8 protein-coding genes are annotated in these 15,489 nt (G+C 52.8%); 1 reads left to right on the plus strand and 7 read right to left on the minus strand.

Annotated elements, in window-relative coordinates; translation table 11 throughout:
• Positions 1–714 precede the first annotated feature (714 nt).
• Positions 715–2,172, plus strand: a complete 1,458-nt coding sequence (locus ACP5D4_RS13675; protein ID WP_428012190.1) for a HAMP domain-containing methyl-accepting chemotaxis protein — start codon at positions 715–717, stop codon at positions 2,170–2,172.
• A 268-nt stretch (positions 2,173–2,440) separates the two neighbouring features.
• Here the strand turns inward: ACP5D4_RS13675 and ppsA are convergent, their stop codons facing one another.
• From ppsA to ACP5D4_RS13710, 7 genes are all read right to left on the minus strand, one after another.
• Entirely contained in the window at positions 2,441–4,939 is a 2,499-nt protein-coding gene (gene ppsA / locus ACP5D4_RS13680) for a phosphoenolpyruvate synthase (protein ID WP_428012177.1), read from the minus strand.
• 317 nt (positions 4,940–5,256) lie between these two features.
• On the minus strand, positions 5,257–6,072 hold the full coding sequence (locus ACP5D4_RS13685; RefSeq protein WP_428012178.1) for an aminotransferase class IV: 816 nt from the start codon (positions 6,070–6,072) through the stop codon (positions 5,257–5,259).
• Positions 6,073–6,373: 301 nt separating this feature from the next.
• Complete coding sequence (locus tag ACP5D4_RS13690; RefSeq protein ID WP_428012179.1) at positions 6,374–7,207, minus strand: photosystem II manganese-stabilizing polypeptide; 834 nt, start codon at positions 7,205–7,207, stop codon at positions 6,374–6,376.
• Between the two features lie 438 nt (positions 7,208–7,645).
• Positions 7,646–7,891 carry a hypothetical protein gene (locus tag ACP5D4_RS13695; RefSeq protein ID WP_428012180.1) on the minus strand — a complete coding sequence of 82 codons (246 nt, stop codon included), beginning with the start codon at positions 7,889–7,891 and terminating at the stop codon, positions 7,646–7,648.
• A gap of 28 nt (positions 7,892–7,919) precedes the next feature.
• Positions 7,920–9,617 (minus strand): gamma-glutamyltransferase, encoded by a 1,698-nt coding sequence (gene ggt, locus ACP5D4_RS13700; RefSeq protein ID WP_428012181.1) that lies wholly within the window; start codon positions 9,615–9,617, stop codon positions 7,920–7,922.
• Positions 9,618–9,718: 101 nt separating this feature from the next.
• Positions 9,719–11,869 carry a GAF domain-containing sensor histidine kinase gene (locus ACP5D4_RS13705; RefSeq protein WP_428012182.1) on the minus strand — a complete coding sequence of 717 codons (2,151 nt, stop codon included), beginning with the start codon at positions 11,867–11,869 and terminating at the stop codon, positions 9,719–9,721.
• A 72-nt stretch (positions 11,870–11,941) separates the two neighbouring features.
• The gene (locus ACP5D4_RS13710) at positions 11,942–14,668 is read right to left on the minus strand and encodes a GAF domain-containing protein (protein ID WP_428012183.1); all 2,727 of its coding nucleotides are present in this window, start codon (positions 14,666–14,668) and stop codon (positions 11,942–11,944) included.
• Positions 14,669–15,489: the final 821 nt, after the last annotated feature.

Consider the following 15,489-nt stretch of genomic DNA (forward strand, 5'->3'; position numbering starts at 1 on the left):
TATTTTTATCGTGAGTGATGGAATTCGATCGCAATTCTGATAAAATTAATTGTATTGAGTCTATAAAATCTTACCCAAAACTCAAAGGTTTTTTTGAAGATTTTTCTTATCGTTCCTACGCTCTGCGTGGGAACGATGGAAACTTACGGACTATCAGTAATAAAAATCGTTTTATTTTTCCAGTTATTTAATATCGACACTGTAAACCTATTTGAGAACACGCCCCCTTTCAAGAATAATTAATTCAAAACCAAAACCTCGCAAACCCAGCAATTTTCGCCAAACTTGATGAGAGCGGGAAGGAGGACGATCGCACATCTTATCTTGAGCGATCGCCCCCCACAAATCCATTCGCATTTTTATAACTTTTATAAAAAATCAAGATTTCCCGTCAGATTGAGTCGGGAAATTCCCCCCTATCTCCATTAAAAAATCTCGTTAAAAAAATCTCGTTCCCAAGCGAGAGGCCGTAGATATCGCTAGAGCAGACAGTACGCCCCAGCAAAACCGAACCAACCGAACGTCACCTCAAAAAAGCCGCTTCACAACCGAACCCTCGCAGAGTTGTGATTTTAGTTAAAATTTCTATCTAATTTTCCCATTTACTTTTCTCAGAGCGGTATCATAAATAACAACAGATCTGCCATTTCCTCGTCCGTCAAACGAGAGTGGCTGACGAATCGCATTGCAATTGTGCTAGGAGTTTTCGGACTGATGGTATCGCCCAACAACCTCAAAGTTAGATATTGGATTATTTTCGGATACCTCGTTCCCATACTGTTGTCAGTCGTTTCGTCAGTTGTCGTTTGGCGGAACGTCAGTATTATCCGAGAAGAAGCAACAGAAGTTGAATCCTTTGTCACGAACAGCAACGTTATCGGCGATCTCGCCCTCAGCGTTCAGGTCATGTCGCGGACGACCCGGGGCTACCTCCTCGATCCCGATTCCACTTCCCTCGAGTCTTACACCCAAGCCAAACAACAGTTCGACAACGACGTTGTCCAACTCCAAGATCGGCTCGCAAACGAAGAACAACTAAACACCTTCAACACACTGGTGACGGAAGTGCGCCAACTCATCGAGTTGAACGACTCCCTCATCGCCCTCGTCAGAAGCGGCGCAACCGATCGCGCCATCGCCCAATGGAGACAAAACAACGGTCGCCGTCAAGCCGAACGAATCGAAATCCTCTTACGGGACTTCCACCAACGGGAAAAACAACTGATAGACAACAGCCAAACCAACCAAGACGAAGCCATGACCGATCCGGTCAACTCGACCTTCGCCTTTACCTTACTCACCCTGGTCGTCTCCATTTCCATCGGCTTGTGGTTGGTCGGTAAAATTACCCGTCAAATGAACGAATCCGCCGGGTGGGTGGCCAGTTCCTCTTCAGAAATCGCCGCCACCGTAGAACAACAAGAACGAGCGGCGACCCAGCAAGCCGCATCCGTCAACGAAACCACCACCACCATGGACGAACTCGGCGCTTCCGCCCGTCAGGTGATGGAACAAGCAGACGCCGCCACCAGTAACGCTCGCCAAGCCCTCGATCGCGCCGATAACGGAACCCGCGCCGTCGGCGAAACCCTCGACACCATGAACGCCCTCAAAGACAAAGTCGGTGCGATCGCCCAACAAATCCTACGACTGAGCGAACAAACCAACCAAATCGGCAACATTTCCACCCTCGTCAGCGACTTAGCCAACCAAACCAATATGCTGGCCCTCAACGCCGCCGTCGAAGCCGTTCGCGCCGGAGAACACGGCAAAGGCTTCTCCGTCGTCGCCAGCGAAATTCGCAAACTCGCCGACCAAAGCAAAAAATCCGCCGAAAAAATCAACGCCCTAGTCGCAGACATTCAAAATGCCATCAACTCCACAGTCATGGTGACAGACGAAGGGACAAAAACCGTCGAGTCAGGAGTTCGCATCACCCACGATACCTCCGATGCCTTTGCAGGAGTGCGAGAAGCCATCGACGAGGTCGTGTTGAACAACCAGCAAATCTCTCTAACCCTCAAACAGCAAGTGAACGCCGTTCAACAGGTTATCGAAGCCATGAACTCCCTCAATACCGCCGCCCAGGAAAACGCTTCGGGAATCGCTCAAGTAAAGGTGGGAACCCAACGGCTCAACGATGCTGCTTTATCTTTGAAAGAAATGGTTTAGAAAGGGTTTTATAAAATCCCCCGTTCTAAGATTCCCGCGTTGGGTTTCCCTATCGCTGTTGAAACAGGTCGCACTCACCCAACCTACCCAAAAAACTACCAAGATCCGTCAAAAAACTACCCAAAAAACTGAGATCCCCGGCATCTTGGAGATGCCGGAGATCTAAAGCTCTCGACAACCCACAAACTAACCCACAAAAAATCCCCTACCCGAAAGTAGGGGAAAGCTCGGTAACAGAAGTGTTGGAATCAAACCCGTAGGAGGCAGTCTATTGCTTCGACTCGAAGTCGGCAATATCGAGGAGAGTCTTGAGAACCGAGTCGGGGTTCAAGCTGATGGAATCGATGCCCAATTCAACCAAGAAGCGAGCGAATTCGGGATAGTCGCTCGGCGCTTGACCGCAAATCCCGATCTTGCGACCGTTGGCTTTCGCCCGTTCGATGACCATCCGCACCATTTGCTTGACGCCTTCGTTGCGTTCGTCGAAGATGTGCGCCACCAAGGCCGAGTCGCGGTCCAATCCCAGGGTCAACTGGGTGAGGTCGTTCGACCCGATGGAGAAGCCATCAAAGACTTCGCTGTACTGGTCGGCGAGAATCACGTTACTGGGAATCTCGCACATCACGTACACTTGCAAATCGTTTTCGCCCCGTTTGAGACCGTATTTTTCCATTTCCGCCAGCACTTTGCGTCCTTCTTCGGGAGTGCGGCAGAAGGGAATCATGGGAATCACGTTCGTCAGTCCCATTTCGTCGCGAACCCGTTTGAGGGCTTTGCATTCCAAGCCGTAGGCGGGGGCGTATTTGGGATCGTAGTAACGAGACGCACCGCGCCAGCCGATCATCGGGTTTTCTTCCTTCGGCTCAAACTGTTTCCCGCCGAGGAGGTTGGCGTACTCGTTGCTCTTGAAGTCGGACATGCGCACGACCACAGGGTTCGGATAGAACGCTGCGGCGATGGTGCCGATGCCGTGAGCCAGTTTATCGACGAAGAAATCGGGTTTGTTCTCGTACTCGGCGGTCAGTTCGGCGATTTCCCGTTTGACGCTTTCGTCTTCGAGTTCGTCGAAGTGAAGCAGCGCCAAGGGGTGAGCTTTGATGTGGTTGGCGATGATGAACTCGAACCGGGCCAAACCTACGCCGTCGCAGGGAATGGAAGAGAGACCGAAGGCTTCTTCTGGGTTGCCCACGTTCATCAAGATTTTCGTCTTGGTGGTGGGCAGGTTGTCGAGAACGGTTTCTTCGATTTCAAAGGGAACTAAGCCGGAATAGACTTTTCCTTCTTCCCCTTCGCAGCAGGACACGGTAACGTCTTGTCCGGTGGTCAGGGTTCCGGTGGCTTTGCCGCAACCGACGATCGCAGGAATGCCCATTTCTCGGGCGATAATGGCGGCGTGGCAGGTGCGTCCGCCCGCGTTGGTGACGATCGCACTGGCTTTTTTCATGATCGGTTCCCAATCCGGGTCTGTCTTGTTGGTGACGAGGACTTCGCCGGCTTGGAACTGGTCGATTTTGTGAACGTCGAGGATAACGCGGGCTTTGCCTTGTCCGATGGCTTCGCCGACGGCGCGACCGGTCACGAGGACGTTACTGCTGCCTTGCAGTTTGTAGTGTTTGAGGACGTTTCCGGCTTTTTGGGATTGGACGGTTTCGGGACGGGCTTGGACGATGAACAGTTCGCCGGTTTGTCCGTCTTTGGCCCATTCGATATCCATCGGGGTGTAGCTTCCCCGAACTTCGCTGTAGTGGTCTTCGATGATGCAAGCCCATTTCGCCAGGGTCAGCACTTCATCGTCGGTGATGGCGAATTTTTGGCGATCGGGTTCGGCAACTGGCACGTTTTTCGTGAGTTTACCGCCGCCGATGTCGTAGACCATTTTCAGTTCTTTGGAACCGAGGCGTTTTTCGAGGATCGGACGGAAGCCTTGTTGCAAGGTGGGTTTGAAGACGAAGTATTCGTCCGGGTTGACGGCACCTTGCACGACGTTTTCGCCTAAGCCGTAGGCAGAGGTGATCAACGCGGCGTTTTTGAAGCCGGTTTCGGTGTCGATGGAGAACATGACGCCGGAAGCGGCAAGGTCGGAACGCACCATTTTTTGGACGCCGACCGATAAGGCAACGTCGAAGTGATCGAAGCCTTTGATGGTGCGGTAGGAAATGGCGCGATCGGTGAAGATGGATGCGAAACAACGGTGACAGGCTTCGAGAACGGATTTGGCGCCGTGGACGTTGAGATAGGTTTCTTGTTGTCCGGCGAAACTCGCGTCCGGTAAGTCTTCGGCGGTGGCACTCGATCGCACTGCCACGTCCGTGTCGTAGCTGTATTCTTTGCAGGCTTGACGGTATTCGGGATCGAAGCGATCGCAAAATTCGGTGTCGGCTCCGTAGCGTTCGCAAAGCTTGAAGTAGGCGGTCGCGATCGCCACTTCGAGTTCTTTGGGAAACGGGGTGTTGAGAACTAAAGCACGGGCTTGTTTGCCGCGATCTCGCAAGTTTTGCATGTCTTCCACGTCGAGATCGGAAAACAACTTGCGAAGTTTGGTTTCGAGACCGGCTTTTTCAACGAAGTAGCGATAGGCGTAGGCTGTCGTGGCGAATCCCGTCGGCACGCTGACGCCTTTGGACGATAACTGTTGGATCATTTCGCCGAGAGAGGCGTTTTTTCCTCCAACCAAAGGGACGTCGGCTATCCCGACTTCTTCAAACCACAGGACGAAGCTTTCGCTTTTAGGAACGCCAGATTGGATGCTCGGGGCGCTGGTAACCATATTTTTTTCCATCCCGCTCTACTTGCTTTCAAGTTTTTATCTTATCGAGTTTGTTTTTAAGATAGTCCTCTTTTTAAGGTTTTTTTACGATCGCCAGAGAGTAACGCTATCGCGGCTTTTGACAATCTATTTACAATACATGAAGACTCGTAAAAAGTCGTTACATTTTATAGCTTTGGTGACAGAACGCGCTAAAATAAGGCCTGTTAAAATCCAACTGTTAATTGTCGTTAATTTTCGATCTTAAAACCCTTGAATTTGTGCTAAAATTAATTCTGTCATTTTTTATATTTTCTTTAGATTTAAGGCCTTTAAGTTTAAGTCGTTTCGTCCTCCCCTGCGAGGAGCGATCGCAATTCCCCAAGACTCGGATGGCAAGGATCGAAGGTTAACGACGCTTCAGCGTTCCCGGTCAACACCCTCCGAATCGGTATCACTTCGACGACACTGTTGGTATAGGCCAGCGCCTCGAACTTGGCCGCCCAATCGTCCGACCAAGGCTGTTGACCGAGACGAAGATGGCGACGCAGGGCGCGATCGCAAATCTTTTCTCGCGCTAACCCCGGTAAAATTCCCACCTCTAACGGTGGCGTCCACCATCTCCCCTGACACCATCCCCACAAATTCCCCGTACTGGTTTCGCACCAAGCACCGTTAATATCTGTCAAAATAGCCTCGGCTGCACCTCGCTGCTTCGCCTGTTGCAACGCCAACCACGCCGGAAGGTAATTTCCCGTTTTCACTTCGGGAACGGCGCGACGAAACTGGGGTTTCTCCGCCACCCACGCCACAACCCCTTCTTGCTGTCGTTGCGATAAATTCCCAGGGAGCGATCGCCCTGTTATCAACTCCCGTCCGTCCGGAAACAGTGCGATTCTCAACACGGGAAATTCCGAACACAGCCGTTTAGCCCCCTCGTCAACGCGCTTCCAATCCGGCGAACGCCACTCGAACAGCTCCATAGACTCCCGCAACCGCCGCAAATGTCCTTCCCAATCGGTTCGCCGATGCTGTAGCGACTGCTGGTAAACCCGCAGCGTCGTAAACACCGTTGCACCGTACAACAGTCCCGGTTCGGTTACATTCAGTTGCAGTGTCGTCGAATCGTAAAGTCGTCCGTCGTACCAATACATGAGATGAGAGGATGAGGGGATGAGGGGATGAGGGGATGAGGGGATGAGGGGATGAGGGGATGATGAGGTGATGGGATGAGGGGATGATGGGATGAGGGGATGTCAACAAGGAACCTCGAAACATTGATTCTGGCTCAAATCCCAATGACTGAAACATTTGAATCAATCGAGATACCGATCGATTATCAACTATCAACTCTCACTTGCAAAAACGACCGTCTGGAGGTTATCCCAGACGGTCGCATTCAAAATAAATCTAAACAAATTGGCTGAAACCAAGAATGGCCTAAAAGCGCAAACCTTACACCGCAGGCTCGACGCGACCGTAGAACAGACCGCGAATTTTGACGTCCACCGGTTCTTTAGCCCCTAAGTCCGTATCTGAAGGTTGCAAAGCTTGGAAAATTCCTGCAACTTCTCCAGTTTGGCTGTTCACTTTCGAGACTTGCAATTCGATTTCGCCGTCTAACACGGGAGTCCGTTTGACGTTTTCGCGAACGATTTCTTCGTCGTCAGCCGCCGCCGGAAGTGCAACAGCATTATCGTATCCCGTCGCTTGACCGCGAGCTTTCGGGTCGAGGAACGTCGCGCCGCGATAGGAGGGGACTTTATACTGTCCTTTCAGATCCGTCGAAGTGCTGATTCCGTTTTGACCTCCGGGGGTTTGAGCCACCAAGTTCTTAATGGTAAAGAGCATGGGGACTTGTTCGCCGCCGGGAAGTTGAACGGTAATCGCTTGGAAGTCGATACCTTCTTTTTCTTTAAAGGTCAAAACCCCGCTTTCATCGAGAATTAAATCTCCCGTCACTTGGTCGAGAGACGAGGTATAACGGGTCAGGGGTTTGGCACCAATAAACTTGGGTTCTTCACGCTTGTTCGTCGATTCTTCTTTGACGAAGTAGCTGGTGGGTTCCAAGCATAAATCGGTGAGAATGTAAGACTCTCCGCTATCGAGGGAAAATTCTCCCCGCGCGGTTTCCGGAAGTTGCGGGCAACTGTTGGCGAGTCCGGTATTTCTTATCTGGTCGTAGGTGTAGGTTCGATCGCTCAGGAGGCTGACGGGTTCTTCGCTGCAAGCGGTTAGGAACCCAACGCAGAGCGCGACGAGTCCGGCAATTAACGCACGATATCTCATGGTTATTCTTATTCTCTATTAAATCCCAACTGGGGTCGTCAATCTGGCACGAAAGGTTAAGACTGTTTCCCCATCTCTTTGGAGTGGGGCGCTAACCGTCATGAGGATACCGCAGACCCGCGCCATTTGGAAAACCGTTATCCGGATTGACGGGGAGCTGCGAGTTCGATCCGCAACGCTGACGCAAACGGTCGCGGCGAGATTTTCATAATTCTATCAAAAGCTTGTCGTGGATTTCGTCGATCGCCCCAGAAGAAGGTTCTGGAAACTCGATCGGGAAAGGTTGTCCCTCAACGGCTTTTGAATGTAATGAATTATTACGAGGTTGCTATTTTTGGCACGAAATACGATAATGCCGTTCTAAACTGTTGTAAAAGAGCAAGTATCTTTACCTATTGTTGGACGACTTAAAGCGATCGACATCTCTGTAGTTCTCAATTATTTTCCGAACTTAGACGGTTGGTTCGATAGGTTCTGAAACATCTCTTGAAGCGTCCCCGCAAAGCGCAGCATTTCTTGCCAGAGAACATCGGGATCGATACCGAAGCCCACTTGCAAGACCAACACTATCGCCGCGATCGAAATTGCCGTGGTAATGGTCGTCTTCACCACGCGAATCAACCAGGTAAAGACTAACCACGACAACAACAACGCAGCCAAAAGAGCGATTAACTGGGTCGGCATCGCCATGTCCTCAACAGCAACTCTAGCCTTAAAACCCTAGCGCAATTCCTTCCCCTCGCGGATCGGCGGCTCCTTCTAACGTCCCCTCCGGCGTAACGACGACGGCGTTGGCATTACCCCAACCGTCCCAAACCGTTAACTCGTGACCGCGATTTTCTAAAGCCTCAGTGGTGGCGGCGTCAAATCCCCAGCGTTCGACGATAACACGGTCGGGCAACCATTGATGGTGCAGTCGCGGCGCGGCCACGGCTTCCCCGGCATCCATGTCGTATAGCACCACGTTGAGCAACACTTGCAGCACGGTGGTAATAATCGTACTGCCTCCGGGCGCTCCCAGTGCCATTCGCAACCGGCCGTTTTCAGTGACGATAGTCGGCGTCATACTCGAGAGGGGCGTTTTTCCCGCTTCGATGGCGTTGGCTTCGCCGCCGACTAAACCGTAAAGGTTCGGGACTCCCGGCGCGATCGAAAAATCGTCCATTTCATTATTCAGGAGGATTCCCGTTCCCGCCGCCACCACTCCCGCCCCGAAGCCGCCGTTGACGGTAAACGTGAGGCTAACGGCGTTGCGATCGCCGTCCACTACGGTCAAATGACTGGTTTCGCGAGATTCCCGCAAGCGGCGCAACGTCTCCTCGTCGGCCGGTTTCACTTCACTCGAGGGGGTAGCGCGTTCGGGATCGATCGACTCCCGGCGCAGTTCTGCATAGTCAGGACTGGTGAGTTCGGCCACGGGAACCTCGACGAAATCCGGATCGCCCAAATACTCGGCGCGATCGGCGTAGGCGACGCGCATGGCTTCGACGAGTAAATGCAAGGCGTCCGGGTGGTGCCATCCCCAACTTTCAATTTCGGTATCGCCGAGAATATTCAAAATTTGCAGCAGGTGAACCCCACCGGAGGAAGGCGGTGCCATGGCGCAGACTCGCACTTGACGAAACGGACCGCACACCGGATCGCGCCAAACGGGACGATAGGCGGCCAAATCCTCCATCGTCACCAGTCCGCCGTTGGCGTCCATATCCGCCGCGATCGCCCTAGCAATGTCTCCTGTGTAAAAACTCTCAGGATCTGTAGCGATGCGTTCTAAGGTGGCCGCCAAGTCAGTTTGAACGAGCGTATCTCCCACCGCGTAAAACTCGCCGTTTCGCGTAAAGGCTGCGGTCGCCGCCGGGTTGGAGAGCAACATTTCTCGTCGTCGTTCCACTGCACGCACAAAGCGACGACTGACAGGAAAGCCATCTTGGGCGAGAGTGAGGGCGGGTTGCACCACGGTTTCCCAAGGTAAACTGCCGTAACGTTGGTGAACGTCGTACATTCCCGCCACGGTTCCGGGGACGCCGGCGGCGCGATGTCCGTCGAGACTCGATCGATCGATCGGTTCCCCCGACTCGTCGAGATACATCGTTTCCGTCGCCGCCAGGGGCGCCCGTTCCCGAAAGTCCAAACTCGTCACTTGCTGCGTCTCGGCGTCGTAGCGCAACAAAAAGCCACCGCCGCCAATTCCCGCCGAAAAGGGTTCCACCACAGAAATCGCAAAAGTCGTTGCAACGGCTGCATCGACAGCGTTTCCGCCCCGTTCCAACATTTCCCGTCCCGCCTCGCTGGCTAGAGGATGCGCCGATACCACCATCGCGGTTTCGCTGCGTTCGGGTTCGGGAAAGGCAGCGCCAGCGGAATTAGGAAGCCAGAGCAGACCGACCAGCAGCAGAGCGCGTTTGATCATGGGTGGGTTACGAAGTCGAAAACAGCCGTCAACCTTCTAATTATCAACGATTGGCGCTCGAACCTCAATTCTCAATTCTCAATTCTATTCTCAATTCTCAATTATTCTTCCCCGTCGATGGACTTAATGGGAATCTCGATCGCAAACTCCGTCCCCACGCCCCCTTTCGATTTGACGGTGAGATCGCCCCCGTGATTTTCTACGACAATTTGATAGCTGACGGACAATCCTAAACCCGTGCCTTTTCCGGGGGCTTTTGTAGTAAAAAACGGATCGAAAATTCGTTGTTTGATGTCTTCTGGAATGCCGCCGCCGTTATCGATAATGCGAATCAAAATATTGTCTTCGTCCAGTTGTTCGGTGGCGAGAACGATGGTCGGTTGTTTTTTGGTATTTTTTAAATCTTCCAAAGCGTCGATCGCGTTGTTGAGCAAGTTCATAAAAACTTGGTTTAACTCGGCGGCGTAGCAGGTAATTTTGGGGATTTTTTGGTATTTTTTGACGATTTTAATCTGTCCGTCGTGACTGGAATTCAAGCGATGTTTGAGCAGCCACAAGACACTATCGAGTCCTTCGTGGATATCGACAGTTTTCTTTTGAGCTTCGTCGAGGCGGGAAAAAATTCGCAGCGATCGAACGATTTGACGGATTCGATCGGTTCCCGTTTTCATCGAAGAAATTAAATTCGGTAAATCTTCGACAATAAACTCTAAATCGATTTCCTCGATTTTCTCTTCGACGGGTTCGATTTTCTCTTTCACTTGTTCGCGATACACGCCGATTAAATCGATCAAATCTTGAGCATAGTCGCGTACATAAGTCAAGTTTCCGTAAATAAAATTAACTGGATTGTTAATTTCGTGAGCGACGCCGGCCACCAGTTGCCCCAACCCCGCCATTTTCTCGCTGTGAATCAACTGAGTTTGGGTCTTTTGCAAATCCTGTAACGTCTTAGCGAGGCGGCGAGTTTGCATGCGGGTTTGTTCGAGGAGTTCCGCTTGTTGCAACGCCACGCCGAGATGTTCGCTAATCTGCACCAACAGCTCCACGTCTGCCGTTTCCCAATGTCGCGCCGCCGCGTTGTGATAGGCGGCGAGCATTCCCCAGAGGGCGTTTCCCTGATAAATAGGAACGATGGCGTAGGCGCGACATTGATAAAGTTTGAGGACCTCCAAATAAGAAGGTTGAAAGCCGGCACGTTCGACATCTTCGATAGTAAACACCTGACGGGGATGAAGGGGAACCTCTTTCTCGTCGCTGGTATTGCGATCCTGCGCCTCCAGTAAGGCTTTCATTTTCGGACAAACCATCAAGTTTCCTTGAACTTGAGGCATAGCCATCTGTAACTCAAGCAGGCTCGTCCAGCCTTCAGAGACGGATTCGGCGACGAACTGTCCGCTCCAATCGGGGTTGAAATAGTATACCGCCACGCGATCGACATCGAGGAGTTGTCGCACTTCGTGGGTGGTGGTGGTAAAAATCGTATCGATATCGAGCGATCGCCGAATTTTCTCGATCGTCACCGTCAGCGTTTTCTGTCGTTGCGCCGCTTTCGCCAGTTGTTGCGCCTGTTGCTGAGTGCGATGAAGCAGTTCCGACTGTTTGAGAGCGACGCCGAGATTGACGCTCACCTGTTCGAGCAGTTCCACTTCCTCCGGATGCCAAGGTCGATCGCTTTCTCGGTGACTGGCGGCTAAAAGTCCCCACAAAAACTGTCCCTGTAAAATCGGCACGATAGCCGAGACGGGGGAACCATGTTCCTCAAGGATGCGAGCGGGGGATTTGCCGTTACTCGGTAGCGGTAAACTGTTGGCGTCAAAGCGAATCGTCGGCGAAGCTCCGGCTGCCGTTTCGATATCGTCCGAGGAGGGCGACAATAGGGGAACGCCCCCCGGCGCAACGGATTCCGCCACGAACCGGCCGCTAAAATCCTCGTAAAACCGATAAATGGCAATACGATCGGCATCGAGAAGCTGACGCAGTTCGTGGGTGGTGGTATTGAAAATATCGTGCAGGTCGAGGGACTCGCGAATGCGAGTGATCGTCGAGGCTAGAGCTTGCTGACGCTGGATTTGCCGCTGCGCCCGAGCCAGAGCCGACGCCTCAGATAAATTTTGAGACAACGCTTGTGGGGATAACACCTGCCGCGAGACTGGTACCCCCATCTCTCTCAAAATCTCTTTGAGCCGATCGAAGGCTGCCTCGTCTTGACAGCACGATCGCAATTGTTCCCATCGATCGAGATCTAACATCACAACTCGGGGGGATGGCTTGCCGCGCCGCCGAGATTCGATCGATGGCGATCGACGACTGCGGAAACTCGATTATATCTTAGCGGCTGATGCGGGTGTGTCGCTGTGGCTGCGTTGACCGGCCGACTTCTGAACCACGGGAATTTCGAGGCGAAACTCCGTCCCGACTCCCGCTTGAGACTCACACTCAAAGCGGCCGTGATGTTTGTCTACCACAATTTGATACCCGATCGACAGTCCCAATCCCGTACCGATGCCCACGGGTTTGGTGGTGAAGAAGGGATCGAAAATGCGCGATCGCACCTTCTCGGGAATGCCACAGCCGTTATCGCGAATCGTCACCCGCACCCAATTGCCTTCGAGGGCTTCCGTCTGAATCTCAATACAGCGTTTGCCCTTACTTTCATCGAACCCGTCGAACGCTTCGATGGCGTTACTGAGCAAATTCATAAATACCTGATTGAGCTGTCCGGCGTAACATTCCACGGGCGGCAGATCGCCGTAACGCTTCACCACCTGAATTTCTGGGCGATTGGCTTTAGCTTTCAAACGGTGGTGCAAAATCGTCAGCGTCCCCTCAATACCATCGTGTAGGTTGACGGGTTTGAGATCCGATTGGTCGAGACGGGAGAAATTCCGCAACGACAGGACTATTTGACGGATGCGTTCGGCACCGAGTTTCATCGACCCCAGCATATGGGGCAAATCTTCCACGAGAAACTCAAGATCGATTTCCTCAGCTCGATCGAGAATTTCCGGCACCGGCTGCGGATAATGTTCTTGATACAACTGCAACAGATCGATCAACTCCTCCGTGTATTCCGTCGTGTGCATGAGGTTGCCGTAAATAAAGTTGACGGGATTGTTGATCTCGTGAGCCACACCCGCCACCAACTGACCCAAACTCGACATTTTCTCGCTCTGAATCAGTTGGGTTTGGGTTTGTTTGAGTTCCTCGAGGGCCCGTTCGAGCTGTTGGGCTTTCGCGTTAGCCCGTTCTGTCGCTTGCTGATTTTGGGCGAACAGTTCCGCCTGAGAAATAGCGATGGCTGCTTGTTTGGCCAGTTGTTCGACGACTTCCACCTCCCGGGGTTTCCAATGGCGAGGCCCCTGACACTCGTGAGCCACGAGCAGCCCCCAGAGCATATCGTCGCGGCGCACGGGAACGATGAGACTGGCCCGCACTTGCATACTGTCGAGAAATTCCCGATGACAGGGGGTCAAGTCGATGGCGTCCACATCGGCGATCGCTTTCGCCCCGCCGAGTCGGTATTGCTGGCGTACCCGTTCGGGAAAGCAACCGGGGGGCGTTGACGCCCCGACGATCGACTTCCAAGACCCCCGCACGTCTTCAACCGTAATTTCCCCGCCCTCTTCGTCGAGCAGTTGGTAAATGACGACGCGATCGGTATCGAGGAGGGCGCGGACTTCGCGAACGATAGTTTGAAGGATTTGTTCGGAATCGAGACAGCCGCGAATTTGGTCGGCGATTTGCGCCAGAGCTTCCGTGAGTTCCAGGGATTGTTGCAGTTGGGCCGTGCGTTCGGCCACCTGTCGTTCCAGGGTGGCGTTGAGGTTTCGCACTTGCCGATAGAGTAAGAATTGTTGAACGGCCGAAGCGAACCGTTCCCCCAGTTCCCGAGCCAGATGTCGGTGGTCTTCCGTCCAGGGTTGAGACTGTCCGCGTTTGAGTTGTCGCCACGCTTCAAAGGACTGACGGGGGCGTTCCTGCCGTTCCGTGGGGTCGAACTGTCCGGCCCACCAAATTTCCGTGTCGGTTTCCGGGCGAAAGACACTCAGGTAGCCGAAGAATTGCTGGCGGTAGTGCAGGGGCAAGACCAATATCCCACGAACACCCATCTCGAGGAAGTGGTTCGCCACGGGAGCCAGGGAGGGGACTGCTTTGAGGTTTTGCGTCTCGAACAAATCCAGCGAATGCCGTCCGTTACCCCGGTTGTTTTCCCGAATTAGAGCCGACACCCAATCCCCGTAAGCGTTTTCTAACGCCAGGCTGTCGCTGAAGTTGGGACAAATACCCGAGTTGAAGTGTAGGGGCGTTTCGCCCACCACGTAGAGTTTACCGCCAACGCCGTCGAGGGCTTCGACGCTGGCGTTGAGGGCGGCTTCGAGTTCGACTGTCGGTTGAGCGTGGAGGAGCGCGGAAATCTTGTTGATGGTGGCTTGGCGCTGAGTTTGGCGGCGGGTTTCAGCTAACAGTTCTGATTGCGCGATGGCGATCGACAGGCGATCGACCACCGCTTGCACCAATTGCAACTTAGAGCGATCGTAGTTTCGAGGTTCGCTATGGTGCGCGACGAGCAATCCCCACAGACGCTCGCCTTGCAGGATGGGTACGCCGAGGGAAGAGGTGACGCCCATCGACGTGAGATATTCGGCGTGACAAGAATCGAGCCTTCGGTGTTCGTCGGGTAAATCGGACAACTCCAGTTGGCTGAGACCGATGGAGCGTTGGTTTACGTTAATCACCGTCCGAACTCGTTCCTTCACGAACCGTTCTCGAGCCGATGGCGGAATATCGTCGGCGGGAAAGGACAACCCCAGCAGGGAGGGCAGTCGCCCTTCCACCACCGACTCGGCTACCACTTCGCCGCTCTCGTCGGGATTGAAGCGATAGATTTTGACGCGATCGACCTCGAGGAACGCTCGGGTTTCGACGGCAGCCGCATCGAGAACTTCTTGCAGTTCCAACGATTGCCGAATGCGGTTGGTCATGCGGTGCAACAATACCTCGCGATCGAGGCGTTGTTTTAAATCTTGGGTTTGCTCCTCTGCATTCATAGAAAAGTCTCCTACTCGCTCCTCAGATCGCCATGGGTGCTAGGGGATTTGCTCGACAAAAAGCGATGGCGTCACTCAGTCTCGTTTAGCCACAAAACTCTTAAGTATTACTTTATTATAAATAAAATCCAAAGTTTCGAGTAAATACTGATAAAAACTACGTATTCTCTCGGATATCGAGCGCTTTCCCCTTGGTGAGAGTTGTCGGCAAAGCATTGACCGACAAGGCTTAGGTTCTTTTGATTACAAATTGTAAAGGCGGGGTTCGATCGCCAATTGCACAGCTTGCTGTCTGTTTTTTGACAAATGACAAAATAAAGTAGCAAGGGGACTTGGCGGATCGTTCGTATGGTTTTTTAAGGTGTTGTCTCCCCAAGAGCCAGGACAGATCTCAAAGTACTTAGCAGGCTGGAGAAATCTGATATCTTGAATCCGATCGGGATCGGAGATTCGGTATCTTGCAGATCCTCAGTTTTGGGTAATTGGCAGCAGTTAAGATGTCCCCGATCTGCCTCGGGTCAGATGTGCGATCCCGGTCAGTCCTTCAGAATGCCTTTCTAGCTAGAAATTCAAGCCGACGTATAATCGAGTCGGAGTCGTCCCACAACTCCCTATTTTCCCTTGCCTCTACCCCACTTCGCACTCCGACGCTCTCAAATCGATGAAGTTTTCGCATTCTGTCTCACCTGTTATCGCTCTCGCTTTCCTCTTCTCCCTCACCAGTTGCACCCCCTCCTCTGAGTCCCTCAATTCTACCGCCGAACCCACCGCCGAACCCACCGCCGAACCCACCGCCGAACCCACCGCCGAACCCACCGCCG

Source organism: Baaleninema sp., from assembly GCF_049974805.1.
Classification (GTDB): domain Bacteria; phylum Cyanobacteriota; class Cyanobacteriia; order Cyanobacteriales; family Geitlerinemataceae; genus Baaleninema.